Source organism: Dietzia alimentaria 72 (assembly GCF_000226215.1).
GTDB classification, from domain to species: Bacteria; Actinomycetota; Actinomycetes; order Mycobacteriales; family Mycobacteriaceae; genus Dietzia; species Dietzia alimentaria.
Genome location: NZ_AGFF01000024.1, coordinates 62,338 through 87,716, shown reverse-complemented (window position 1 = coordinate 87,716; position 25,379 = coordinate 62,338). Strand labels below are relative to the sequence as shown.

At 64.9% G+C, this 25,379-nt stretch carries 22 protein-coding genes, 1 tRNA gene, 1 other RNA gene and 1 pseudogene; 20 read left to right on the top strand and 5 right to left on the bottom strand.

From position 1 onward, the window contains the following. Window positions 1-52: 52 nt before the first annotated feature. Entirely contained in the window at window positions 53-1,459 is a 1,407-nt protein-coding gene (locus ON04_RS12510) for an acyl-CoA dehydrogenase family protein (protein WP_033444290.1), read from the bottom strand. Between the two features lie 121 nt (window positions 1,460-1,580). Further along, entirely contained in the window at window positions 1,581-2,387 is an 807-nt protein-coding gene (locus tag ON04_RS12505) for an inositol monophosphatase family protein (RefSeq protein WP_010541966.1), read from the bottom strand. Between the two features lie 163 nt (window positions 2,388-2,550). Here ON04_RS12505 and prfB point away from each other — a divergent pair, with 163 nt between their 5' ends. The 12 genes and pseudogenes from prfB (at window position 2,551) to ON04_RS12450 (ending at window position 11,971) form a co-directional block, all read left to right on the top strand. Continuing rightward, a complete protein-coding gene (prfB, locus tag ON04_RS12500) occupies window positions 2,551-3,660 on the top strand; it encodes a peptide chain release factor 2 (protein ID WP_010541965.1) in 1,110 nt (369 codons plus the stop codon). Beyond that, window positions 3,657-4,553, top strand: coding sequence for a mechanosensitive ion channel family protein (locus ON04_RS12495; protein ID WP_010541964.1), 897 nt, complete (start codon window positions 3,657-3,659; stop codon window positions 4,551-4,553). Before prfB ends, ON04_RS12495 begins: the two co-directional genes overlap by 4 nt. Beyond that, on the top strand, window positions 4,553-5,161 hold the full coding sequence (locus ON04_RS12490) for a hypothetical protein (RefSeq protein ID WP_010541963.1): 609 nt from the start codon (window positions 4,553-4,555) through the stop codon (window positions 5,159-5,161). Before ON04_RS12495 ends, ON04_RS12490 begins: the two co-directional genes overlap by 1 nt. 184 nt (window positions 5,162-5,345) lie before the next feature. Then, window positions 5,346-6,407, top strand: a pseudogene (locus ON04_RS15780) (AMP-binding protein); the annotation flags it as partial. Further along, window positions 6,381-6,827 carry a class I adenylate-forming enzyme family protein gene (locus ON04_RS17120; protein ID WP_337998994.1) on the top strand — a complete coding sequence of 149 codons (447 nt, stop codon included), beginning with the start codon at window positions 6,381-6,383 and terminating at the stop codon, window positions 6,825-6,827. The pseudogene ON04_RS15780 and the gene ON04_RS17120, both read left to right, overlap by 27 nt. 49 nt (window positions 6,828-6,876) lie before the next feature. Beyond that, window positions 6,877-7,566 (top strand): cell division ATP-binding protein FtsE, encoded by a 690-nt coding sequence (gene ftsE / locus ON04_RS12480; protein ID WP_010541962.1) that lies wholly within the window; start codon window positions 6,877-6,879, stop codon window positions 7,564-7,566. Next, on the top strand, window positions 7,566-8,468 hold the full coding sequence (ftsX, locus tag ON04_RS12475; protein ID WP_010541961.1) for a permease-like cell division protein FtsX: 903 nt from the start codon (window positions 7,566-7,568) through the stop codon (window positions 8,466-8,468). The genes ftsE and ftsX overlap by 1 nt, the downstream gene beginning before the upstream one ends. A gap of 59 nt (window positions 8,469-8,527) precedes the next feature. Further along, window positions 8,528-9,037 (top strand): SsrA-binding protein SmpB, encoded by a 510-nt coding sequence (gene smpB, locus ON04_RS12470; protein ID WP_010541960.1) that lies wholly within the window; start codon window positions 8,528-8,530, stop codon window positions 9,035-9,037. Beyond that, complete coding sequence (locus tag ON04_RS12465; RefSeq protein WP_010541959.1) at window positions 9,034-9,882, top strand: EamA family transporter; 849 nt, start codon at window positions 9,034-9,036, stop codon at window positions 9,880-9,882. Before smpB ends, ON04_RS12465 begins: the two co-directional genes overlap by 4 nt. A gap of 84 nt (window positions 9,883-9,966) precedes the next feature. Next, window positions 9,967-10,340: a transfer-messenger RNA gene (gene ssrA, locus ON04_RS16310) on the top strand. 184 nt (window positions 10,341-10,524) lie between these two features. Continuing rightward, window positions 10,525-10,597, top strand: a tRNA-Ala gene (locus ON04_RS12460). A gap of 474 nt (window positions 10,598-11,071) precedes the next feature. Next, complete coding sequence (locus ON04_RS12450; protein ID WP_010541958.1) at window positions 11,072-11,971, top strand: serine hydrolase domain-containing protein; 900 nt, start codon at window positions 11,072-11,074, stop codon at window positions 11,969-11,971. 7 nt (window positions 11,972-11,978) lie between these two features. On the opposite strand, the gene nadE is transcribed toward ON04_RS12450, so the two are convergent. Continuing rightward, window positions 11,979-12,845 carry an ammonia-dependent NAD(+) synthetase gene (gene nadE, locus ON04_RS12445; protein WP_029458375.1) on the bottom strand — a complete coding sequence of 289 codons (867 nt, stop codon included), beginning with the start codon at window positions 12,843-12,845 and terminating at the stop codon, window positions 11,979-11,981. A 213-nt stretch (window positions 12,846-13,058) separates the two neighbouring features. Here nadE and ykgO point away from each other — a divergent pair, with 213 nt between their 5' ends. From ykgO to nrdF, 5 genes are all read left to right on the top strand, one after another. Then, entirely contained in the window at window positions 13,059-13,181 is a 123-nt protein-coding gene (ykgO, locus tag ON04_RS12440; RefSeq protein WP_010541956.1) for a type B 50S ribosomal protein L36, read from the top strand. 671 nt (window positions 13,182-13,852) lie between these two features. Continuing rightward, on the top strand, window positions 13,853-14,083 hold the full coding sequence (gene nrdH / locus ON04_RS12435; RefSeq protein WP_010541955.1) for a glutaredoxin-like protein NrdH: 231 nt from the start codon (window positions 13,853-13,855) through the stop codon (window positions 14,081-14,083). 50 nt (window positions 14,084-14,133) lie between these two features. Next, window positions 14,134-14,580, top strand: coding sequence for a class Ib ribonucleoside-diphosphate reductase assembly flavoprotein NrdI (gene nrdI, locus ON04_RS12430; protein WP_010541954.1), 447 nt, complete (start codon window positions 14,134-14,136; stop codon window positions 14,578-14,580). 20 nt (window positions 14,581-14,600) lie between these two features. Beyond that, a complete protein-coding gene (gene nrdE, locus ON04_RS12425; protein WP_141564783.1) occupies window positions 14,601-16,727 on the top strand; it encodes a class 1b ribonucleoside-diphosphate reductase subunit alpha in 2,127 nt (708 codons plus the stop codon). A gap of 55 nt (window positions 16,728-16,782) precedes the next feature. Beyond that, entirely contained in the window at window positions 16,783-17,799 is a 1,017-nt protein-coding gene (gene nrdF, locus ON04_RS12420; RefSeq protein ID WP_010541952.1) for a class 1b ribonucleoside-diphosphate reductase subunit beta, read from the top strand. A 103-nt stretch (window positions 17,800-17,902) separates the two neighbouring features. On the opposite strand, the gene ON04_RS12415 is transcribed toward nrdF, so the two are convergent. After that, window positions 17,903-19,027 (bottom strand): TroA family protein, encoded by a 1,125-nt coding sequence (locus ON04_RS12415; protein WP_238529322.1) that lies wholly within the window; start codon window positions 19,025-19,027, stop codon window positions 17,903-17,905. A gap of 252 nt (window positions 19,028-19,279) precedes the next feature. Between ON04_RS12415 and ctaD the strand changes: the two genes are divergently transcribed. The 3 genes from ctaD to ON04_RS12400 all read left to right on the top strand — a co-directional run bounded on the left by ctaD (window position 19,280) and on the right by ON04_RS12400 (window position 23,177). Then, window positions 19,280-21,040, top strand: a complete 1,761-nt coding sequence (ctaD, locus tag ON04_RS12410) for an aa3-type cytochrome oxidase subunit I (RefSeq protein WP_010541950.1) — start codon at window positions 19,280-19,282, stop codon at window positions 21,038-21,040. Window positions 21,041-21,180: 140 nt separating this feature from the next. After that, window positions 21,181-22,410, top strand: coding sequence for a phosphoserine phosphatase SerB (serB, locus tag ON04_RS12405; protein ID WP_010541949.1), 1,230 nt, complete (start codon window positions 21,181-21,183; stop codon window positions 22,408-22,410). Beyond that, a complete protein-coding gene (locus ON04_RS12400) occupies window positions 22,407-23,177 on the top strand; it encodes an aminoacyl-tRNA hydrolase (protein ID WP_010541948.1) in 771 nt (256 codons plus the stop codon). The genes serB and ON04_RS12400 overlap by 4 nt, the downstream gene beginning before the upstream one ends. A gap of 20 nt (window positions 23,178-23,197) precedes the next feature. On the opposite strand, the gene ON04_RS12395 is transcribed toward ON04_RS12400, so the two are convergent. Then, the gene (locus ON04_RS12395) at window positions 23,198-25,306 is read right to left on the bottom strand and encodes an ATP-dependent DNA helicase (RefSeq protein ID WP_010541947.1); all 2,109 of its coding nucleotides are present in this window, start codon (window positions 25,304-25,306) and stop codon (window positions 23,198-23,200) included. Between the last annotated feature and the right edge of the window lie 73 nt (window positions 25,307-25,379).

Sequence of the window (25,379 nt, the reverse complement as noted above, 5' to 3'; positions counted from 1 at the left end):
GGTCAGTGGTCCTTTGATCCGAAGGCGGCGTGGCTGGCTCGGTGGATGTCGATCACAGGACCACCACACCCTCGGCCACTCCGACGGCGCGGAGATCGCGGTACCAGCGCTCGACCGGGTGCTCCTTGGTGAAGCCGTGGCCACCGAGCAGCTGCACACCGTCAAGGCCGATTTTCATGCCCTTGTCCGCCGCGAGCTTTCGCGCCAGGGCGGCCTCGCGGGCGAAGGACAGGCCCTGCTCGGCGCGAGCGGCGCCACGCCAGGTCACCAGGCGCAGACCGTCTAGCTCGGTGGCGATGTCGGCAACCATGAACGCCACGGCCTGACGGTGGGCGATGGGCTCGCCGAACGCTTGACGCTCCTTGACATAGGGGATCACGTAGTCCAGAACCGCGTGCGAGGTGCCCACTGCCAGCGAGGCCCAGCCGAGGCGGGCGAGCCGGATGATGTCGGCGTACGAGGTGGCGCGGTCCTCTTCGGAGGCCTCCGGGCCACCGAGAACGGCATCAGCCGGCACGGAGACATTGTTGAGCAGGATCCGGCCGAGGCCCGCGGCGCGTAGCCCCATGGACGGGTCGGCCTCCACCACGAGTCCCTCGGTGTCGGACTCCACGACGAAGAAGGTGGGCTTGCCGTCGAGGCTGGCGGCCACCACAAAGAGCTCGGCGCTGCCAGCGGTCGGAACCATTGACTTGACACCGTTGAGCGTGAAGCCTCCGGGGCCGCGAGTGGCGGTGGTCTTGAGCTCGAAGGGATCGAACAGCGGGCGTGGCTCCGTCACCACCACGGCAGCGGCTGGGACGCTCTCCGTCGCGAACGCGGGGAGGTAGGACTTCTGCTGCGCGTCCGAGCCGAACTGGGTGAGGGTGGTGGCCACGCCGGACGGTGCGAGGATCGGCAGGGCCAGTCCCATGTCACCGTAAGCGAGCGCCTCGGCGACGAGAGAGTTGGTGACGACGCCGCGTTCGGAGGCGATGCCCTCGAATTCCTCGGGCACGTTGAGCATGGTCGCGCCGATTTCGGCGGATCTCTCTAGCAGCGACGCGGGTGCCTTCGCAGCGGCGTCCGCGTCGTGGGCTGCCGGGCGGATGACCTCCGTGGCGAAGTCGCGTACCGTCTCGACGATCATCTTCTGCTCGTCGTCGAGGGTCAGGTCGAACGCGTCCGACCTGACCTCGGCATCGGCGTCGGGCAGCCGCTTGGGGGTGCCCCCTCCGGAAACCTTCTTGAAGGACTCTGTGGCGGCACCCAGTGTCTTGAAGCCGGTCTTGGTGGCCTCGTAGGTCACTCGGTCGACCTTCTGCCGGAGGTTGAAACGCTCGGCGAACTCGGACCCTGTGATGGTCGTGAGGGCGCGCATGGCGGCACCGATCGCGTCGATCCGCGTGGGATTTTTGCCCGGTGTGGAGGTTTCCGCGCGTCCGGTTGTGGACGGGGTCGTGGGATTCTTGCTCATCATCACCAGCTGTTCTCGTAACGGAGTGGACGATGTGGTCCCCATTACCTTACTTCGGAGTAAGTTCCGAGCGCCAGGCCTTTCCCAGAACGCGGACGCGCCGCAGGTGGCAAGGGGTGCTGAATCAACCCAGCAGGAGACCGACGGCCTGTTCCACTGCGCCGGGGCGGCCTGCGACGAACCAGTCGTAGCCGTTGACCTCGACCGTCGCGCACACCCCGCCGGCGCCCTCGACGAGCGCACGTCCGGGCAGCCAATCCCACTCCGGGCAAGAGTGCTGGCACCAGACAGTGTGAATTCCACACGCCACCGACGCCAGGTCCACCGAACCCGAGCCGAACATCCGGATGGTCGCGGCGCCCCGACTCACGCGGTGGAAGGGGTCGGCGAGGTCCGGGTCGTCGAAGAAGGGCGGGTGCAGGTAGGTGGCCAGGCTCCCGTCGGCGAGATCCCCGGGTTCGAGACGGGGCACAGGGACGCCATTCCTGCGGGTTGGTACCCCTGAGCCGCCCACGAAGGTCTCCCCTGTCACCGGTCGATGGACGGCGCCCACGAGGCGGTCGTCCGGGCCGGCCAGGGCGACCGCCGAGCACCAGTAGTCGGAACCGGAGACGAAGTTGTAGGTGCCGTCGACCGGGTCCACGACCCATCGACGTTCGCGGTCGCCGTTGACCAGGGTGCCTTCCTCGCCTAGTACCCCGTCGGCGGGCCGGTGCGCGGCCAGGACGGAGGTGATGTGCCGCTCGGCTGCCTTGTCGGCCTGGGTGACAACGTCGGAAACCGAGGTTTTGTGGCGAACTGACAGTCCGTCCTCGCGCAGTCGGCGAGCGAGGTTTCCGGCGTCGACGACGAGATGGGCAGCGAGATCGGCGTCATTCATCTCCGCCGCGGCCCCGCCGCGCAGCCCCGCTTGGCGGGTGTCGATCGACATGCAGTTCCTCCCAGGCGCCGGGGGCCCGCTCACCTTCGGTGGTGGACGGTCCGTGACCGTGACGCTACCTCTGGCGGGTGGCCGGCGGAGAAGCGATCGGCCACGCGCGGAAGAAGGGTGTGCAAACGCGAGAAGACGCCCAACCCGCGTAGAGTTGGATTCTGTGCACCCTGACGTATCCGCCGACATCGCAGCCCTCGACGCCACCATGACCACGGTCGAGAAGGTCCTTGACATCGAGGAACTCGCCCGCCGCGTCGACGAACTCGAGCAGATGGCCGCCGACCCGGATCTGTGGAACGACCAGGAACGGGCGCAGAAGGTCACCAGCGAGCTCTCCTACGTCCAGGCGGACCTCCGGCGTTGTCGTGCCCTCCGCCAACGGGTCGAAGACCTCCCGCTGATGTATGAACTGGCGGAAGAGGAAGGCGAGGATGCCGTCGCCGAGGCCGACCTGGAGCGGGCGAACCTGCGTGAGGACGTCGAGGCCATGGAGGTCAAGACGATGCTCAGCGGTGAGTATGACCAACGTGAGGCCGTGGTCAATATCCGCGCTGGTGCCGGCGGTATCGATGCCGCGGACTTTGCCGACATGCTCATGCGGATGTACATCCGCTGGGCGGAGAAGGCCGGCCACAAGGTCGAGGTCTACGACACCTCGTACGCGGAGGAGGCGGGGATCAAGTCCGCCACGTTCGTCGTCAGGGATCCGTACATGTACGGGACCCTCTCGGTGGAGCAGGGGACCCACCGCCTCGTCCGTATCTCCCCGTTCGATAACCAGGGCCGTCGCCAGACCTCGTTCGCCGAGGTCGAAGTGCTGCCCGTTGTGGAGACGGTGGACTCGATCGACATTCCAGAGAACGACGTCCGTGTGGACGTTTACCGGTCCTCCGGGCCCGGTGGTCAGTCGGTTAACACGACCGACTCGGCGGTGCGGTTGACGCACGTTCCCACTGGAATCGTTGTGACCTGTCAGAACGAGAAGTCGCAGCTGCAGAACAAAGTCGCGGCCATGAAGGTGCTGCAGGCCAAACTCCTGGAGCGCAAGCGTCAGGAGGAGCGCGCTGCGATGGACGCGCTAGGCGCCGGCGGCAACGCCTCCTGGGGTAATCAGATGCGCTCCTATGTGCTGCATCCGTACCAGATGGTCAAGGACCTGCGGACGGACTACGAGGTAAACAACCCCTCCGCGGTCCTTGACGGTGACATCAGCGGCTTCATCGAAGCTGGCATCCGTTGGCGGATGAGGGAAGGGGCCGACGCGGAGTGACCCTGCACGGAGATTTCGGACCCATTCTGGCCTGGCTTAGAAATGATGGGCTGGAGGTCGTCCTCCTCATTCTCGGCGCCGCGTTGATCACCCGGGCGATCGGCAAGATCAGCCGCATGTGGACCGGTCGGATCGATGCGAGGCACAGTGAGGACGAGTTCTGGTCGGAGGAGTCCAAGCACCTCCATTCATTGATCCAGGTGATCTCGTACGTCGTGATCGGGATCGTGTACATAATTTTCGGTATCCAGGTGCTACTGCGCTTCGGGGTCAATCTCGTCACGCTGGTTGCCCCCGCGACCGTGCTCGGTGCCGCGCTGGGTTTTGGCGCCCAGAAGATCGTCCAGGATTTTCTCGCCGGGTTCTTCATCCTCGCCGAGCGGCAGTACGGCTACGGCGACATCGTCGAACTGACGACCTCTACCGGTGTCAGCGGAGGCACCATCGAGGACGTCACGTTGCGCGTCACCCGTCTCCGGACCCTCGACGGCGAGGCCGTGATCGTCCCCAACGGTCAGATCATCACCGCGATCAACCAGTCGCAGGACTGGGCGCGGGCGATCATTGATGTCCCGGTGCCGAACAACGCGGACATGGACAAGGCCAACGAGGTGCTGCTCGGCGTCTGCCGGGACATCGTCGATGACGAGTATGTGGGCACCTACATCCTCGACGAGCCCTCTGTGATGGGCGTGCAGTCGATTCGCCTCGAGCAGACGGTCATGCGGTTGCTCGCCCGGACCAAGCCCGGGATGCAATGGCAGGTCGGTCGCCGGATGCGCGCCGTGATCCTGCGGCGCTTCCGTGCCGAGGGAATTGTGCTCGAGCCGGAGGCACTCGCGGCGATCCGTGCGGGCATGGTGCGGCCGGAGCCCGGAGAGGAGAACATCTGATGGCTGGATCACAGGACGACGACACCGCCCGCTTTGAGGTGGACCCCGCCGGTGACGAGCAGTCATCCCCTTCTGCGGTGACCGGCGAAGAGCCACGGATCACCGGCGATCCTCTTGGGCCGGGCAAGGTACCGCCACCGGACGCGCCCTCCCGAAAAGCCCGGCCGAAGATCGTGGCGCTTCTCGGTGAGTTCTTTCGGATGTCCCGAACCACGGCGATCCTCCTCATCGCGTTTGTCTTGGTGGGCGCGTTATACCTGGTGGTACGCGAGAATCCGGTCCTCCAGGTGCGGGCCCCGTCCGGCCCGTCGACGAGCGAGTCGACAGGGACCACATCTGCCACCCCGTCCGGAGCGGGCCAGACGCCGACCGAGGAGACGTCCGTCTCGGCATCGAGCGAGGAGGACTTTGACGAGCCCACGCAGTCCGATGCCACGGATGACACAACTGCCTCGTCGGCGACGCCGCAGGGCGGGCAGACTGCCACCGTTGTCCCGACGCCGGGCGATGCCGGGCAGCAGCAGGCGCCGGCGCAGCAGCAGGCGCCAGCGCAGCAGCAACAGCAGGTAGCCCCCGCCGAGGCCCCTGCGGGGACGGGCTCCCCGTAGCGCCCAGGGCCTCGCGGGCAGGCTGGATGGGCGGGCACCATCACACGCGAGTGCGCACCTTGACGAATGAGTGAGAGCATGATGTGACGTAGGCAACAGAGTTTGCGATCACGGAGGTTTCGTCGTGCCCCTTCAAGGAACAACACGCACACCCACCATCGAGAGCGCGCTGCGCTCCACGGCCATGCGGGTACCGGAGCGAGAAGCGCTGGTGTATAACGAGCGGCGGTACACCTACGCCGAGTTGAACCGCGCTGTCGATCGCGCGGCGCACGTGCTGCGAGACCGGGGGATGCGCAAAGGGGATCGCCTGGCGTTGATGTCCACCAATACCGACTGGTTCGTGATCGCGTTCTACGCGGCGCAACGCGTCGGCGCGGTGGTGGTACCCGTGAACCCGGCGTCGGCGGGGCCGGAGATCGACTACCTGGTGCGGGACTCTGGTGCGTCCGTCCTCCTGTTCGCACCTAAGGTCGCCGCCGCGGTACGAGATGCGACCGGGTCGGGGCTTCCGGATGAATTGGCGATCATGTGTCTGGGAGATGACGAGAATCACCCCGACCTGATCGCGCTGGCCGACGAGGCGCCCTCGACGCCGGTCGATGTGGGTGTGGCCGCGGACGACGACGCGGAGATCCTCTACACGTCGGGCACCACGGGCAAGCCGAAGGGTGCCCTCTTCGACCAATAACAACTCATGTGGCACACGGCGGCGTTCATCGCCTGCGTGGGGTTGAAGGATCGCGACCGCCTGTTGCACGTGGCGCCCCTGTACCACTCCGCGGAACTGAACCTGATGCTGCTACCGGGCACGTTCTGCGGTGCCACCCATATAGTCCACGACGGCTTCGACCCTTCGGCGGTCCTGGACACACTGGAGAACGAGCGCGTCACCATGATGTTCGGCGTGCCCACGATGTTCCAGTTCCTCTTGCGCGTCCCCGGAGTCGAGAACCGTGACGTGTCCGCCTGGCGTACGGGCATGTTCGGGGCCGCGCCCATGGCCGCGACAGCGGTGGAGAAGCTTGTCGCGACTTTCCCCGGCGTGGAGTTCATGCAGCTGTGCGGGCAGACCGAGGCCGGACCCGGCGGCATTTTTGCCAGCCACGACGAGGTTGTGGCGCGCCCCGACGCGTCCGGACGCAGTGCGTTGATCAATCTTGAGGTCAGGGTGGTCGGCGAGGATGGCGAGGACGTGGCCCCCGGGGAGGTCGGTGAGATGGTTCTGCGGGGGCTCAGTGTCATGAAGGGGTATTGGAACAAGCCAGAGCAGACGGCGGAGACGATCGTCGACGGTTGGTTGCACACCGGTGACCTGACCCTTCTCGACGCCGATGGATACATGACCGTCGTGGACAGACTCAAGGACATGATCATCACCGGCGGTCGCAATGTGTACTCGGTCGAGGTCGAGGGTGCGGTAGCTGCACACCCCGCGGTCCTGGATTGCGCGGTAGTGGCCCGTCCGCATCCTGATTTCGGTGAATCGATCGTCGCCGTCGTCACTCTCAACGACGGAGCAGAGCTCAGCATCGACGATTTGCGCGAGTTCTGCGGGGAGCGGATAGCCCACTACAAACTTCCGCACGATCTCGTGATCCTCGACGAGATCCCCCGCAACGCGTCCGGGAAAATACTCAAGCGCGAGGTCCGGAAGGTGGTGTGAAGGACCCCGACCGTCCTGTGTCGGGCGTGGCTGCGGTTAACCTGTCGGAGTGATCAGTGCCTCCCATGTGACCAAGTCGTACGCGTCAGGCACGCGCCCGGCTCTGTCCGACGTAAGCGTAAAGATCGAGGAGGGCGAGTTCGCCTTCCTGATCGGAGCGTCCGGTTCGGGCAAGTCCACGTTCCTCCGGTTGCTCCTGCGAGAGGAGAGGCCGGACTCAGGCACCCTCACGGTGGCGGGGCACGACCTGACGCGGATGAAGCGCGGTGACGTTCCAGCGCTCAGGCGCACCCTCGGCTGCGTGTTCCAGGACTTCCGGCTCCTGCAGGAGAAGACCGTCGCGGAGAACGTGGCGTTCGCGCTACGCGTGATCGGTAGGTCCCGACGAGCTATCGACAAGGTGGTCCCGGAGACGCTCGACATGGTGGGTCTCGGGAACAAGGCCAACCGCCGTCCGCATGAACTCTCCGGCGGGGAGCAGCAGCGTGTCGCGATCGCGCGCGCATTCGTCAACCGCCCGGTTCTGTTGCTCGCCGACGAACCCACAGGCAATCTCGATCCCGAGACCAGCGAGGACATCATGCTCCTGTTGGACAGGATCAATCGGACGGGCACCACGGTGCTCATGGCCACGCACGACCGCCATATCGTGGACCGGTCCCGGCGGCGAGTGGTGGAACTGGTCGACGGCTCGGTCGTGCGGGACGACGCCCGCGGCACCTACGGGGTTGATCGCTGATGTCCGCGTCATTCATCGCCTCAGAGGTTTCGCAGGGGCTGCGTCGCAATCTGTCCATGACGGTGGCCATGATCATCACCACCGCCGTCGCACTGGGGATGCTCGGGGCCGGGCTGCTCGTGGCGATGACCGCGTCGGCAAGTCAGGACAAGTACGACTTCCTCAACGAGATGCGCGTCTTCGTGGACCTGTCGATCTCGGAAGCCGACCCGGACTGCTCCGCGGAGTGCGCGACGATCCGCGAGCGGCTCGAGGGCACCGATGGTGTCGAGGCCGTCGAATACAAGAACCCGGACGAGGTCTACGAGGAGTTCGTGGATCTGTTCGCCTCGACTGATCCGGTGCTGGTGGAGGAGACCTCCGAGGACGCCTTCGGGTCGAGGTTCACCCTGGTGCTCACCGATCCCACCCAGGCTGAGGCCGTGGCGGGGGAACTCGAGGATGTCGAGGGAATCGAGATGGTGGAGGGGCAGGACGAGCTGGTAGCGCGGGTGTTCTCCGTGCTGGACGGCGTCCGAAACGCCGCCTTTGCGATCGCGGCCGTTCAACTCGTGGCGACTGTCCTGCTTATCGCGAACATGACCCAGATCGCGGCGTTCACCCGGCGGACGGCGGTGGGGATCATGCGGCTGGTCGGTGCGAGCCGCCGGTACACCGAGATGCCGTTCGTCCTGGAGGCGGTGATCACTGCGGTCACCGGGGCCGTGCTCGCGGTGGGCGGTTTGCTCGGCGCTAAGGCACTCTTTCTCGACCGCGTGCTCGAAGAGGCGTATCGGGCGAACATCGTCGAGAGGATCACCACCGTGGACGTACTGGTCCTTGCCCCGGTTCTCGTGGTGGCCGGCGGGGTGGTGTCGGCGCTGACCGCGTGGGCCACTCTGCGCCTTCGGGTTCGGTACTGACCGGCTCCTGATCTACACTCAGGGGTCTGCCCGACCACGAAACCAGGAGGTGAATCGACGTGGCCAAGAAGAATAAGAAAAAAGGTGCGTCGTCCCTCGGTACCGACGGGAGCGTAGTCGCCAGCAACCGTAAGGCCAGGCACGAATACCAGATCCTCGACACTCACGAGGCGGGCATCGCCTTGGTGGGGACCGAGATCAAGAGCATGCGCGAGGGAAAGGCCTCGTTGGTCGACGCGTTTGCCACGGTTGACGACGGCGAAGTATGGCTCCGCGGGCTCCACATCCCAGAGTATTCACACGGGAGCTGGACCAACCATGCTCCGAAGCGTGCGCGAAAACTACTTCTCCACCGCCGCGAGATCGATTCACTCATCGGCAAGGTGCGGGAGGGAAACGCGACCCTCGTCCCGTTGTCCCTGTACTTCGTCAACGGGCGGGTGAAAGTCGAGTTGGCAGTCGCGCGCGGCAAGCAGGCGCACGATAAGCGTCAGGACATAGCCCGCCGGACAGCCGAGCGCGAAGCGATTCGCGAACTGGGCAGGAAGATCAAGGGCATGAAGGCATGATGCCGGTTGCGCTGGCGTCGACTTCGGCGGTGGCGTACGGCATCAGTGACTACCTCGGTGGGGTCGCCTCCCGCCGCGCCCGCGTGCTCCGCGTGGTCAGCATCTCCTACCCGGCGTCGATTCTCTTGGTGGGTATCGCGGCCTTCGTGGCGGGAGGTTCCCCCACTTCGGTCGGAATCGCGTGGGGCCTCGCGTCTGGCCTGGCCTCTGGTGTCGCCGTTTGGACGTTCTACGGCGCCCTCTCCAGGGGCCCGATGAGCGTGATCTCGCCGATCACGGCGATCCTCGCTGCGGCGGGACCGCTGGCTTTCGGGCTCGCCGCGGGGGAGAGGCCCTCGGTCGGGGTGGCTGTGGGGATGCTCGTGGCGCTGGTGGCCACCATGCTGGTGTCTCTGGAGGGAGAGGCGGGCTCGTCAGTGCAGCACGGTCGTCTGACCGGAAGACTGCTGGGGCTCAGCGTGTTCTCCGGGCTGGCGTTCGCCGCGTTCTTCGTTCTCCTGTCCCGGGTGCCTGCTGGCGAGGGACTCTGGCCGGTCGCCGCATCACGGATCGGTGCCACCGCGATCCTGGTGACCGTGGCGGTGCTGGCACGGGAATCGTTCCGATTCTCCGGGCGGCTCATCGCGATCGGTGTGGCGATCGCGATCTTCGATGCCGTCGCCAATGGGGCTTTCTACTTCGCTTCGCAGGCCGGCATGCTCTCCCTGGTCAGTGTGATCGCAGCCCTCTACCCGGCCTTCACCGTGGCACTCGCCGTCTCCCACGGCGGTGAGCGTATGCGCCCTGTCCAGGTGGTCGGCCTGATGCTGGCGTTGGTCGCGATTGCCCTGCTCGCCCTCGGCTGAGCACGAGACGAAGGTCACCCTGGCCGCAGCGGTGCTTCCGGGGTATGGTTAGCAGTCCGTCGTCGAGAGTCGGCGGAACCTGACGGGGCTGATGTGGTTTCGACTACGTGAGTTGACGCAGGGGAAGCGTGCCGGTGCAGGCCAGAGACCACCGTAAGCGTCGCGGCAACCAATTACGCGCCGATACTAATCAGCGCGACTACGCCCTCGCTGCCTGATAGCGAGCTCGTAGTCTGTCGGCCCGGGGTAGCCCTCGCCCCGGTCACCGGCATCATCTAGAGGGATCACCGGCTCATCCGGTCACGGGATGGGTCGGGACAACAAACAGTGACTGGGATCGTCATCGCCGAGGTGTCCGCGCCAGGGCGAGATCCAAGTAGAGACCACAGCGGACTGCGCACGGAGAAGCCCTGCCGATGCTGCGGAGGACCCGGGTTCAATTCCCGGCAGCTCCACAACTCGGGCCGCGCCCCCAGTCGATAACAGACTGGGGGCGCGGTGCATTTCGGGGGTTGCGCCGAGAGACCGCTTCTCCGTGCCCGCCGTCGACGGGTGGGGCGGAGTCGATTTGGAGGCCGCTGCCGCGGTGGTGTAACTTAGGTCGGGCCGGTCACCCAAGGGTGAGCGGAGAGAAATGCATACGGGGCTATGGCGCAGCTGGTAGCGCACCACACTGGCAGTGTGGGGGTCAGGGGTTCGAGTCCCCTTAGCTCCACCGAATAAATGGCAGCCCGTCCGGTAGATACCGGACGGGCTGCACCTCTTGAGGCGTACTGTAAGACGCCGCACGGGTGTCCAACGGACGCGAACCGAGTGGTCGGTGGCGGACACGTCCTCAGAATGGTCCCGATCCGAGACTGTCTCCCAGCCTGCGATCCGGTAGCCCGTAGACCGTGCAAGTCGACGGCGTATGCGTGTTCCCGAGAACGACCGATTGCGGTCCTACTAAGGGCGGTCAGCTGAGAAGCTGGAAATCGGAGCCTGACCGGAGGAGACATGGACGCCGTAGACAAGGTGGTAGACGCACTGGACCAGATTGTCGCCACCGGGAGATTGGTCGGTTTCGCGGCTGGGATCCACGAGAACGGCAGGACCCGGATCGTGACGGGGGTGCGTCCGCGCTTGAGGGGCCACCGTTACTCGCCGACGCGATATTCCCCTGTCTTCCAACAGTAAGCCGATCGGTGGGGTGCTCACACTGCTGATGGTGGAACTCGGGATCCTCAGGCTCGACGATCCAGTCGCGGAATATCTCCCAGAATTGTCCGAGCCACGGGTCCTCACCCGCCCGGACGGTCCACTTGACCAGTTCGGCCCCGCCGAACGCGCCATCACCTTGCGGCATCTACTGACGATGACCGCGGGTTTCGGATGGGCCGGACAGGGAACTCCGCTCGCCGAGGCGATGGCCGCGCAGCAGATAGCGCCGGGCCCGTTCGCCCCACAGATGTTCGCAGACGACTATATGGGGCGACTGGGGTCACTTCCGCTGTCGAACCAACCCGGCCGTGGGTGGAATTACCACAACTGCAGTGATGTCCTCGGAGTGCTGCTGGCGCGGGCCACCGGTCGTTCCCTGTCCGAACTCTTAGAGGAGCACGTTTGCGACCCTCTCGGGCTCCAGGACATCGGCTTCACCGCCGCCCCGGGGCGACTGCCGATTTCTTATGCGGCCGATCCGAACGGCGGGATTCGCGCCCTTGATACCGTGACGAGATTCAGCGCGCCGCCTACCTTTGCCTCGCTAGCGTGCGGCTTGACCTCGACGATCGAGGGCTACCTGCGTTTCCTGGATGTCCTGGTCGTGGGAAGCCCGGTCCTCTCCGCTGACACCGCTCAACAGATGTGCACCGACCACCTGACGTCCGAACAGGTCGCTCTCTCCGCCGGCTTCGTCGAGCCAGGTAATGGTTACGGCTACCAGGTCGAGGTCCGTTCACACGAGGTAGTGGGATGGGCGGGAGGCCTTGGGACTATCGGCTACGTGAACAGACGCACCGGTCGCTCCGCAGCAGTGTTCGTCCCGCAGTCTGTTGACGTGCCCGGCACGACCGATGCTCTCGAGCAGGTCTGGACACTTCTACGTTGACTCCTGCTCACCGCCACCACGTGTCGTGTGGCGCCGTCGGCATCGCGCGCTTGTGGCGCGAATTGAGATAAAGCTGCTCGATCCGAGCTATAGCCGCGTCCTCAAGTCCGTCGCATCCCTCCAGGTAGTCGTCGATCTGGGAATAAGTCACACCGAGCGCTACTTCGTCGGGAATGCCGGGCCGATCATCCTCGAGGTCGGCCGTGGGGATCTTCCGCCATGTGGACTCCGGTGCCTCGAGGTCGCGCAGTAGTGCGGCGCCCTGTCGTTTACTCAGGCCGGCCAGCGGAGTCAGATCGGCACCGCCGTCGCCATACTTGGTGTAAAACCCTGTGACAGCCTCGGCTGCGTGGTCGGTTCCCACGACGAGTAAGCCCAACTGTCCCGCCACGGCATACTGCGCGATCATGCGCTCCCGCGCCTTCACGTTGCCTCGCACGAAGTCGCGGAGCGGGCCACTGTGTTGGGGGATCTCGGAGAGTGCCGTAGCGGCCGCTGCGGAGGAGGCGTCTGAGGCTGGACGGACATCCACCGTGAGGCACGCGTCAGGGCGAATGAAGTCCAGGGCCGTCCGTGCATCAGCCTCGTCCGCCTGCTCACCGTACGGCAGACGCATGGCCACAAACCGGGCCTGTGACATTCCTTCCTCGCGTAGGCGCTGTGCTGCGAGCTGGCATAGCTTGCCCGCGAGGGTGGAGTCCTGCCCACCGCTGATGCCGAGGACGAAGCCCGTGGCAGGCGTTGAACGTAGATAGTCGACGAGAAACCTGACCCTTGAGTCGATCTCCTTCAGAGGGTCGATCTCGGGACGGACGCCGAGTTCGGCGATGATGGCGGCGCGGAGGTGGCCGTGGTCTGCCGGGGTCTCGGTCATGGCGCCCAGCATAGGAACCTCATGTGATGTCTGCGAAGCATCTCAGGGGGGACGGGGTGCGGCCGGGCGCCGGTTGGAGTTCCGGCCGGGCATTCCGCTACGATTGACCAGTTGTGTGTCGTGCATCCGTCTCTAGAGTCGGACGTGTCGCACAGTGAATCCCAGTCGTGTCGGCGGCCGTAGCGGCCGCCCCGAGAGCCTAAGGAGCGCCACATGAAGGTCCGCAAGTCCCTTCGGTCGCTGAAGAACAAGCCGGGCGCCCAGGTTGTCCGCCGCCGCGGCAAGGTCTACGTGATCAACCGCAAGGACCCCAGGTTCAAGGCCCGCCAGGGCTGATCAGTGTCCGCGTGAGTTCTCACGCACCCACGAGGGCCCGCTACCGGTTCGCCGGCGGCGGGCCCTCGTCATTTGTGGGCGTTTTTGAGGCGGATCACCGGGGCTGCCGCGCGATCAAGCTCATCCCCCCGTTACGGCGGCCGGTCGGTTCGGTCAGCGCCTCCCCGGGCAGCCACCTGGCCAGTGTGGGCGAGCACCGGATGGTGTCGGGCCCTACCCCGGGTGGGGTGGGCCGGGCAGCCATTAGCAGGCAAATTCTGTGGAGCTTATGGGGACAACTTGTGAGGCGTCTGGGGGCGACTTGTGTGTTGCCGGAAGTGGTCGCCAGGGGCGCTCTGGAGAGGGCAGAGTAGTGGCGGGAGGACATCGCGTCGTGATCCGGCGCGGCGTCCCGAACAGGGGCACACGGTGTCCCACAAGGCGGGATCGCGACCTGGGAATTCCAGCGTTGTAAGACCAAAATGTTGTGGTTGATTGACTCGTTGGCCACTAGGGGTAGTGTCTAGAGCATTGCGGCACCAACGAATGCCATCAGTGGGATTCGGTCCGCGAACCCCGACAGACACCGTGGTCGTCCACAGGCGGGGAGCAATCCTCGGTCGCGATACCCGAACACAGAAGAGCCCCTCCGCGCCATCCGGCGCACGTGCTGAAAGAGGTCCCGAGTACTCATGGTCACCGTCTACACCAAGCCCGCCTGCGTCCAGTGCAATGCCACCTACAAGGCGCTCGACAAGCAGGGCATCGAGTACGAGATCGTCGACATCTCGGTGGAGGACGAGGCTCGCGAGTACGTCATGGCGCTCGGCTACCTCCAGGCGCCGGTTGTCGTGGCCGGTTCGGACCACTGGTCCGGATTCCGTCCCGACCGCATCAAGGCGCTCGCGTCGGTCGCGGCCTGATCGTAGAAAGACACAGATTCACCAGAGTTCATAGCGACTAGGGGGCAGCCATGGCGGCTCCGATGCCGGCCGACGAGCCGGTGAGGATCGTCTACTTCTCCAACGTGTCCGAGTACACGAAGAAATTCGTTGATCGGCTCGGCCTTCCCGCGGTGCGTATACCGGTGCGGAAGACCGAATCGATGCCCGTCGTGTCGGACCCATATGTTCTGATCGTCCCGACCTACGGGGGAAGCCTCGAGATCACCGGGAAGAACGGAGCCGCGGTCCCGCGTCAGGTGGTCGCGTTTCTGAACAACACGCACAACAGAAATCTCTGCCGGGGAGTCATCGCCGGCGGTAACACCAACTTCGGAGCCGATTTCGGACGCTCAGGAAACGTGATCTCCACAAAGCTGGAGATCCCGTATCTCTATCGGTTCGAGTTGATGGGCACACAGGAGGACGTAATCCGCGTCCGAGAGGGATTGGAAGAGTTTTGGCAGCACCAACAGTGACCCCCGAGAGCACCGGCACCATGGCGACCGAGGGGCAGCGTATGGACTACCACGCGCTCAACGCCATGCTCAATCTGTACGACGCGGATGGGAACATCCAGTTCGACAAGGACCGCGAAGCCGCTCGCGAGTATTTCCTCCAGCACGTCAACCAGAACACGGTCTTCTTCCACAACCTGGACGAGAAGCTCGATTACCTGGTGGAGAAGGACTATTACGAGCGCGAGGTGCTCGACCAGTACACGCGGGACTATGTTCGCGAACTGTTCGACTACGCCTACGCCAAGAAGTTCCGTTTCCAGACCTTCTTGGGGGCGTTCAAGTACTACACCTCGTACACGCTCAAGACCTTCGACGGTAAGCGCTACCTCGAGCGCTACGAGGACCGGGTCTGCATGGTCGCGCTCACCCTCGCCGCCGGCGACGAGGCGCTGGCCCGGCAGTTGGTCGACGAGATCATCGACGGCCGATTCCAGCCGGCCACGCCCACCTTCCTCAACTCCGGCAAGAAGCAGCGCGGCGAGCCCGTTTCCTGCTTCCTGTTGCGTATTGAGGACAACATGGAGTCGATCGGCCGCGGCATCAACTCGGCGCTGCAGCTGTCCAAGCGCGGCGGCGGCGTAGCCCTTCTCCTGTCGAATCTCCGTGAGCACGGTGCGCCCATCAAGCACATCGAGAACCAGTCCTCGGGCGTCATCCCCGTGATGAAGCTCCTGGAGGATTCCTTCTCCTACGCCAACCAGCTCGGTGCCCGTCAGGGCGCTGGCGCCGTGTACCTGCACGCCCACCACCCGGACATCTTCAAGTTCCTCGATACCAAGCGTGAGAACGCGGACGAGAAGATCCGCATCAAGACTCTCTCGCTGGGCGTGGTGATACCAGACATCACATTCGAGCTGGCCAAGCGCAACGACGACATGTACTTGTTCTCGCCGTACGACGTCGAGCGCATCTACGGCAAGCCGTTCGCCGACGTGGACATCTCGAAGCACTACCACGACATGGTCGAGGACAGCCGGATCAAGAAGACCAAAATCAACGCACGGCACTTCTTCCAGACCGTCGCGGAGCTGCAATTCGAGTCCGGGTACCCGTACATCATGTACGAGGACACGGTGAACCGCGCCAACCCAATCGCCGGGCGGATCACGCATTCCAATCTGTGCTCGGAGATCCTCCAGGTCTCCACGCCGTCGACCTATAACGATGACCTCACCTACTCCCACGTGGGTAAGGACATCTCCTGCAACCTCGGATCGATGAACATCGCCAAGGCCATGGACTCTCCCGACTTCGGACGGACGATTGAGACCGCGATCCGCGGCCTCTCAGCAGTGTCAGACCAGACGTCGATTGATTCTGTGCCCTCGATCGAGCGGGGCAACTCGGAGTCACACGCGATCGGACTCGGCCAGATGAACCTGCACGGGTACCTGGCGCGTGAACGTATCTACTACGGGTCAGAGGAAGGTGTGGACTTCACGAACATCTACTTCTACACCGTGCTGTATCACGCGCTGCGCTCGTCGAACGCCATCGCGCGTGAGCGGGGTAGCTGGTTCGCGGGCTTCCCGGACTCGAAGTACGCCTCGGGCGAGTTCTTTGACAAGTACACCGATCAGGTGTGGGAGCCGGCCACTGAGCGGGTTCGTGAGCTCTTCACCGAGTCCGAGGTCGCGATCCCGACTCAGGACGACTGGCGTGCGCTCAAGGACGACGTGCAGAAGTACGGCATCTACAACCAGAACCTGCAGGCCGTTCCGCCCACCGGCTCGATCAGCTACATCAACAACTCCACCTCGTCGATCCACCCGGTTGCGTCCAAGATCGAGATCCGTAAGGAAGGCAAGATCGGGCGCGTCTACTACCCGGCGCCATACCTGACCAACGACAATCTGGACTACTACCAGGACGCGTACGAGATCGGCTACGAGAAGATCATCGACACGTACGCCGCCGCCACCCAGCACGTCGACCAGGGACTCTCGCTGACCCTGTTCTTCAAGGACACCGCGGACACTCGCGAGGTCAACCGCGCGCAGATCTACGCCTGGCGAAAGGGCATCAAGACGCTGTACTACATCCGCGTCCGTCAGCTCGCGCTCGAAGGCACCGAGGTTGAGGGCTGCGTCTCGTGCATGCTCTGACAACCGGGCTGCAGACCCTCAACACGCACACCACCCGCCACCAGGAGGAGATCCGATGACCGCCGAGCTCCACGCTCCGGGATCCCACAGTCCCGCCGCCGGCATTCAGCCCAAGCTCGTCGATCGCGTCTCGGCGATCAACTGGAACCGCATCCCCGATGAGGTCGACGACCAGGTCTGGGGCCGGCTCACGACCAACTTCTGGCTGCCGGAGAAGGTTCCTGTCTCCAACGACATCCCGTCGTGGCAGACGCTCACCGAGTACGAGCAGACGCTCACGACCCGCGTCTTTGCAGGCCTGACTCTCCTGGACACCCTCCAGGGCACCGTCGGCGCGGTCAGCATGATCCCCGATGCCTCGACCCCGCACGAGGAGGCGGTGCTCACCAACATCGCCTTCATGGAGTCGGTTCACGCGAAGAGCTACTCGACCATCTTCTCGACGCTGTGCTCGACCCCGCAGGTCGACGATGCGTTCCGCTGGGCCGAGGAGAATCCGTACCTCCAGCGCAAGGCAAAGATCGTCCTCGGCTACTACGCCGGCGACGACCCGCTCAAGCGCAAGATCGCCTCGGTAATGCTCGAGTCGTTCATGTTCTACTCGGGCTTCTACCTGCCCATGCGCTGGTCGTCACGGGCCAAGCTCACCAACACGGCTGACGTCATCAGGCTCATCATCCGCGACGAGGCCGTGCACGGTTACTACATCGGCTACAAGTACCAGCGAGCCCTCGAGCAGGTCGACCAGAAGACGCGCGACGAGCTCAAGGACTACACGTTTGAGTTGTTGTTCGAATTGTACGACAACGAGGCTGACTACACCGAGGACCTCTACGACCCGGTGGGATGGACCGAGGACGTGAAGAAGTTCCTGCGCTACAACGGCAACAAGGCGCTGATGAACATGGGTTACGAGGGAATGTTCCCGAAGGACGAGACCGACGTCGACCCGGCCATCCTCGCGGCACTGAGCCCGAACGCCGACGAGAATCACGACTTCTTCTCCGGCTCCGGCAGCTCATACGTCATGGGCAAGGCCGTGGCCACCGAAGACGAAGACTGGGACTTCTGACCCGCCCCGCTGACCAACGACGCCCCTGCGACCGGTAACCGGTCGCAGGGGCGTCGTTGTCGTCGTATGGGCTGGCGACAGCCCGTCGGGTGCGGGCGCGAAGCTATCCGTCGGGTGCGATCCCATTGATCGACTTCCTGATGTCTGTCAGCACGGCCTTTGCAGCCACTGGGCCGGCTCCCTCCCACACGGCGCGGTCCACCACGAACATACGGCGGGCGCCCACCGCGTCGAGATCTGTCCACCGCGTCGTGGTGAACACCTGGCGGGCCGCGTCCTCCGAATCCGGGCCACCTCCGACGACAGCGAAGATCACGTCGCCGTCTAGTTCATCGCCGAGATGAGGCGACTGGGGGAGCGGCGGGATCCGCTCCCCGTCCCTTGTCCGTTGCGCGGGCGGGCGTCCGGCGTTCACGGCTTCCAGCATCAGCGAGCCGAGGGTGTCCGGATACTGCAAGATCACGTCGTCTCCGTTGACCGAGACGAGCGAGACCTGCGTGTCCGACGGGGTGGCCGCGCTCTCGGTGGACTGTGCCACGTCGATCACCTGCAGGAGGAGGTCCCCTCCTGCGCGGGGTCGACCGTAGGCATCCGAGATCGCCTCGGTTGCGTCAGTCCACTTCAGGATGTCAGCGTCATAAATAACTGTCGGCGCCACGTCCTCCAGAGCTTCGACGACGTCGGGATCCAGGTGGGCGGACCCCGCGAGGACGATGAGGTCGGGTTTGAGTTCGCGCGCGGAGGCCGTGGCGTCAACGGCAGCCGAGCTTTCCACGTCGATGACGGGAAGGTTGACCAAGGAGTCGGGAAGGAAGACATCGGCGTCAAAGGAGAGGCCGGAGGTCCCGACGACGAGGTCCTGCAGTCCCAGGCCGCAAGCCACGTCTACAGCGCCCGCACCTAGTGCCAGGATCCGCTCCGGTGCTCGCGGAACGCGGACGGTCGCCTTCCCGGGCTCCTCGGATGCGACCCCGCGGTCGCCCACACCGGCGAATTCGGTGGGTACGGGTTTCGCGGCACACGATTCTTCGGGGTCCGCCGATCGCTGCAATTCTTCGCCGGCCATCCTGGAGGGGGTGGTCGTGACGGGGTGCTCGACCATATCGACAGGTGACGGCCCGCACGCAGCGAGCACCAATCCGGCAGCCAGTGACGTCCCGACGCGGGCGGTGAGGCGCGCGCCCCCCCGCGTGGAGCGTCGGCGAGGGAGCGGCACGTTAGCGGTCATGAGAACACAGCCTAGGAGATCGACCCGGACGCGTTGTTCAGTGCAGCTTTCGAGCGGTGTCGTCGGTCGAACCGTGCGTGTCGCATAGTGGTGCGAATCACCCATATGACCTCTGATGAGTCGTTCCCCGGGGTGATTGGTGCGTGCTCTCAGGCGGGGGTTAGGATTGTGCTCACGCACTATTCCTTTGCGTTCGACGTCGGGTCGGTGGTTCGGCCCGCGATGTCGGGTGAGGCGTTCAGGAGGACCCTTATGACCGCAGTGGCCCCCAAGCCGGTCCACGAGCTCGACCATCCACCGGGCGAACCCACGGGAAACTCCCGGCCGGGATCGTTCGTATGGAAAATGCTGACGACGACTGACCACAAGATGCTCGGCATCATGTACATCGTCTCGTGCTTCATCTTCTTCTTCATCGGCGGGCTCATGGCCCTGCTCATCCGTGCCGAACTGTTCTTCCCGGGAATGCAGTTCCTGTCGAACGAGCAGTTCAACCAGATGTTCACCATGCACGGCACAGTGATGCTGCTGCTCTTCGGCACCCCGATCGTGGTCGGGTTCGCTAACTACGTCATGCCGCTGCAGATCGGTGCCCCCGACGTTGCCTTCCCGCGTCTGAACGCGTTCGGTTTCTGGCTGTTCTCCGCCGGTGGCGTGATCATGCTCTCGGGCTTCCTGACCCCGGGTGGTGCAGCGTCCTTCGGTTGGACCATGTACATGCCGCTGGCGGACAAGATCCACTCGCCGTACGTCGGCGCGGATCTGTGGATCCTCGGCGTCGGAATCGGTGGCATCGGCACGATCCTGGGTGCGGTCAACTTCGTCACCACGATCATCTGCCTCCGCGCGCCGGGGATGACCATGTTCCGGATGCCGATCTTCACGTGGAACATCCTCGTGGCGTCGATCCTGATCCTGCTGATCTTCCCGCTGCTCACCGCGGCCGCGATGGGTGTGTTCTACGACCGCACGTTCGGCGGCCGCATCTACGATCCGTCCAACGGTGGCGCGATCCTCTGGCAGCACCTGTTCTGGTTCTTCGGTCACCCTGAGGTCTACGTCCTCGCGCTGCCGTTCTTCGGCATCGTCTCCGAGGTCTTCCCGGTCTTCTCCCGCAAGCCGCTGTTCGGCTACGCCGGCCTGGTCTTCGCGACCCTGGCGATCGCGGCCTTGTCGATGGCGGTGTGGGCGCACCATATGTTCGTCACCGGCGCGGTCCTGCTGCCGTTCTTCTCCTTCATGACGTTCCTCATCGCAGTTCCGACCGGTGTGAAATTCTTCAACTGGATCGGAACCATGTGGAAGGGAAAGATGACGTTCGAGACGCCGATGGTCTTCGCGCTCGGTTTCATCGTCACCTTCCTCTTCGGTGGTCTTACCGGCATCATGATGGCCTCGGCTCCGATCGACTTCCACATCTCGGACACCTACTTCATCGTGGCGCACTTCCACTACACGCTCTTCGGCACGATCGTGTTCGCCACGTTCTCCGGCGTGTACTTCTGGTTCCCCAAGATGACGGGACGGATGTACGACGAGCGTCTCGGCAAGCTGCACTTCTGGCTGATGTTCATCGGCTTCCACATGACGTTCCTGGTTCAGCACTGGCTGGGTAACCAGGGAATGCCGCGTCGGTACGCCGACTACCTGGCCACGGACAACTTCGTCGTCCTCAACCAGATCTCGACCATCGGTTCCTTCATCCTCGGTATCGCGATGCTGCCGTTCATCTGGAACGTCATCAAGAGCTGGCGTTACGGCGAGATTGTCACCGTCGACGACCCGTGGGGCGGAGGCAACTCGCTCGAATGGGCCACCTCCTGCCCGCCGCCGCGCCACAACTTCGTGACGCTGCCGCGGATTCGTTCGGAGCGTCCCGCGTTCGAACTGCACTACCCGCATATGAGTGAGCGGATGCGGGCCGAGGCCCATGTCGGCGGACGCGCTAAGGCTCACGACCCAGACTCCGCAAAGGACGTGGCCGACCGCGGAATCTCGCCCCAGAGGGGCTGATCCGCACGCCCGTACTCACCCGCGGGCTTCGGTCTGAGGAAACCCCGTCGGTAGGCTCGTCCTCCGGCGGGGTTTCCGCGTGTCAGCGGCTTCAACGCTTCGCGGTCAGTAGTCACCCCCATCACCTGTCAGGAGCACACGTGAGCACCCCCGGTACCCCGGCACTTCTCACCGTCACCGGTCCAGACCGTCCCGGCGTCACAGCGGCGATTATGTCCGTCCTCGCCGCGCACCACGCCCACCTGGTCGACGTCGAGCAGGTCGTAGTTAATGGACACCTCTCGCTCGGACTCATGGTCCGCGTGGATGCCGGGGCCGACATCGTGAGAGTTGTGCGCGAACTGACCGAGACGGCAAGCAATCTGGGCATGCACCTCGAGGTCCAATTCGATGACATCGCCCCACCGCCCTCGCCCTCGACCCACGCGGTGGTGATTCTGGGCAGTCCCGTCACCGCTTCCGCGTTCTCGGCTGTTGCCGGATCCCTCGCGACGATCGGCGCAAACATTGATGTAATCCGGGGTATCGCCGACTACCCGGTGACCGGACTTGAACTGCTTGTGTCCACCGCCGGTCGCGACGCGGCCGATGATTCTCGGCTCCGTGAGACCCTCGCTCCGCTATCCGACGCCCACGGTGTCGATATCGCGATCGATCAGGCGGGACTGGGGCGCCGGTCCAAACGCCTCGTCGTGTTCGATGTCGACTCCACGCTCGTCCAGGGCGAGGTAATCGAGATGCTGGCCGCCCACGCGGGCAAGGAAGATGAGGTTCGTGCGGTCACCGAACGCGCGATGCGCGGTGAGCTCGACTTCGCGCAATCACTCCACGAGCGGGTGGCGACCCTGGCAGGACTGCCCGCGACCGTGCTGGACGAAGTCGCCTCGAGCATCGTTCTCACGCCCGGCGCCCGCACCACCATTCGTACTCTCAAGCGGCTGGGGATCCGGTGTGGTGTGGTGTCCGGTGGCTTCATCCAGGTCATCGCCGGTCTCGTCGAGGAATTGGGTCTCGACTTCGCGCGCGCGAACACCCTGGAGATCGCTGAGGGCAAACTCACCGGCCGGGTGATCGGCGAGGTCGTCGATCGCGAAGCCAAGGCAGAGTACCTGCGGCAGTTCGCCGACGAACTCGGCATCACGTTGAGTCAGACCGTTGCTGTGGGCGACGGTGCCAATGACATCGACATGCTCACCACGGCCGGGCTCGGTATCGCGTTCTGCGCGAAGCCCGCCCTGCGGGAGGTTGCGGACGCGACCCTATCGAAGCCCTTCCTCGATACCGTCTTGTACATTCTCGGGATCACCCGCGATGAGATCGAAGCGGCGGACACTGCCGCCGGCACGTACCGTCGCGTACCCCTGGCGTGAACGTCCCGAAAGAGACCGACTCCGGGATCGCCACCGGCGAGGCACTGGACTGGTGCCACGCCAGGCTGCGGGCGGGGTCGGCGGGCACGGAGGATCCGGAACGCCGGGGAACCGTTCGCTCGATGCCCATAGTTCTGCACCTGCCCAAGGCAGATCCACCGTCTCGCACACCTTTGCTCGAGTCCGTGGCCGGCGCGGTCATTGAGTTGTGCCTGGATGCCCGGGTCGCGCCGGGCGGGCTGTGGCACGAACCGTATGCCGCATGGTTGGACGCCCGGATGCGCAAGATCGCCCGCCGGGCCAGGGGAGCACAGTGGCGAACAGCACTCGAGGTCCCTGGCGTGACCCGGGAGATCGACGGGAGCGCTGCCCGGGCGTTCGTACCCGGGCCGGTCGATGAAGTGGACCCCCGTCTGGGCAGGTTGCAGATCGGAGGCACAGACCTGGATCGTGACGAGCCCGGACCACCTCCCCCCGGCGTGCCCGTGCTGTGGATTGACCGTGCACTGGGCATATCGATGGGGAAGGCTGCCGCCCAGGTCGGGCACGGGGTCATGGCGCTCCTTGCCGCGATGGGACGCGACCGGCTGGATGAATGGATCGCCCAAGGTCTGCCTGTGGCCGTGCGGGAAGCCGACGCCGTGCAATGGAGACGATTGTCGGAGTGCGCGGAAGCCGGGGTGGCCGGGATCGCAGCGGTGGTGGACGCGGGCTATACCGAGGTGGAGCCGGGGTCGATGACCGTCATCGCAGTGGACCGACGCTGAAGCGCGTTGTGTCTCGACCCTCAGGTGTCGCGCAGACGCTCGAGTGCACCGAGTACCACATCGCGGTCGGTGGTCTGCCAGAACGGCGGCAGCGAGGCGCGCAGGTATCCGCCATAGCGCGCCGTGACCAAGCGGGAATCGAGCACGGCCACGACACCTCGGTCCTCCGTGCGGCGCAACAGGCGACCCACCCCCTGGGCGAGCAGCAGGGCGGCATGGTTGCCCGCGACGGAAAGGAATCCGTTTCCGCCACGGGCCGCGACCGCCCGTTGACGGGCCGAGAGTAGAGGATCGTCGGGCCGCGGGAAGGGGATACGGTCGATCACCACGAGTGACAGCGACCGGCCTGGTACGTCGACGCCCTGCCATAGGGAAAGAGTTCCCACGAGGGTGGTTTCCTCGTCCGCGGCGAACTGTGCCACCAGATTCGCCGTGGAGTCTTCACCCTGGCACAGCACGGGGGTGTCCAGTGTCCCTCGGAGCAGTTCGGCCGCGGCCTTGGCCCCACGCATCGACGAGAAAAGCCCCAGCGTCCGTCCTCCGGCCGCCGTGATCAGGTCAACCAGTTCTTCCTCCGCCTGTGGAGAGGGGCCTTCCCGCCCTGGGGACGGCAGATGTTTGGCCACGTAGAGAATGCCGTTTCGGCGGTAGTCGAAAGGCGATCCCGCATCCAGCCCCGTCCACCTGAGTGTGCTCATGTCGTCGTCGGAGGGCGGTTCGAGTGCCACGGCGGTTGATGAATCGGGCCGTGCGGAGGAGGCCGGTGGGAGGCCCCACGTGGCGGCGAGGCCGTCGAATTTGCCACCCGTGGTCAGTGTGGCGGAGGTCAGGATCACGGTGGACTCCGCGAAAAGGCGTGTCCGCAACAGGCCGGCCACAGAGAGCGGTGCGACCCGCAGGATGCGTCCTCGCCGCTCCTCCACGCTCATCCAGACGATCTCGACACGCTCGGTGACCCCCTTCTCGAAGGAGGAAAGCATACGGTCGGCCGCGTCGGCGATCTCGTCAAGCGCTGCGAGAGTTTTCTGCCGGTCTGAAGCCCCCTGCGGGTCACCCGCGGCTTCGCCGGGCTTGGGGCCGGGTACTGCGGTGCGGCAGTTCTCGGCGGTGTGCCTTACCGCAGCCAGGCCGAGGTCCGCACCCTCAGGCATCAGGTCCCACCGCCCTTCGGGACAGAGTTCGAGTAGGGCGGCGAAGCCTTCTCCTGCTGCGACCATGCGGTCGACTGTCTGTTGGTCGATCAGCTTCGCCGCACGGCGCGCCGCCTGGATCACAGCGGCACCGGTGAGCTCGGCTGTGGTCACACCCGTCACCCGGTCAGACAGTTCGTGAGCCTCGTCGATCACGACCGCGTCGTGTTCGGGCAGTACCGAGACGTCTGTCATGGCGTCGATTGCGAGTAGCGCGTGATTGGTCACCACCACGTCCGCCCGCCCGGCTTCCTGCCGGGCGAGCTCGGCAAAACATTCGGAAAACTCCGGGCACAGCTGCCCCAGACACTCGCGGCTGGTCACCGAAACCTGCCTCCACGCGGCATCGGAGACACCCTTCGGAAGGTCGTCGCGATCGCCGGTTTCCGTGTCCTGCGCCCAATCATGCAGGCGCGCAATCTCACGCCCCAGCCAGGAGTTCGGGCCGGTGTCCCGGGGTGCGGACTCCCGCGGAATCCTGCCGGAGGTGGACTCTCCGCCGATAGGAAGGTCGAACAACTCCTCTGCCATGACCTCGTCGGGATCCGCTTCGTCGACGGGACCGGAACTCACTCGGTGTAAGCAGAGGTAATTCCCGCGACCCTTGAGGATCGCGTGGGAGGGGCTGACACCCAGTTCCGGCCGGAGGGCGGCGGACAGTCGCGGCAGATCACGGTCTACGAGCTGATTCTGCAGTGCGATGGTGGCAGTGGACACGACAACGGTGCCGCCGGTTTCCACTGCGTGGCGAAGGGAAGGAACCAGGTACGCCAGGGACTTCCCGGTACCGGTTCCGGCCTGAACGGCAAGATGTTCGCCTGTTGACAGAGCGTTACTGACCGCTTCTGCCATCGCCACCTGCCCGGAGCGCTCGCTTCCGCCCAGACTCTCGACCGCGGTGGCGAGGAGTTCTGAGACGGAAGGGAGCGAGTCAGTCACGCGGCAACCCTAGCGGGCCGGTCGGACAACCCTGTCACGCACCGGAGTCGCACCGGCGACGTGGGCGAGTCGC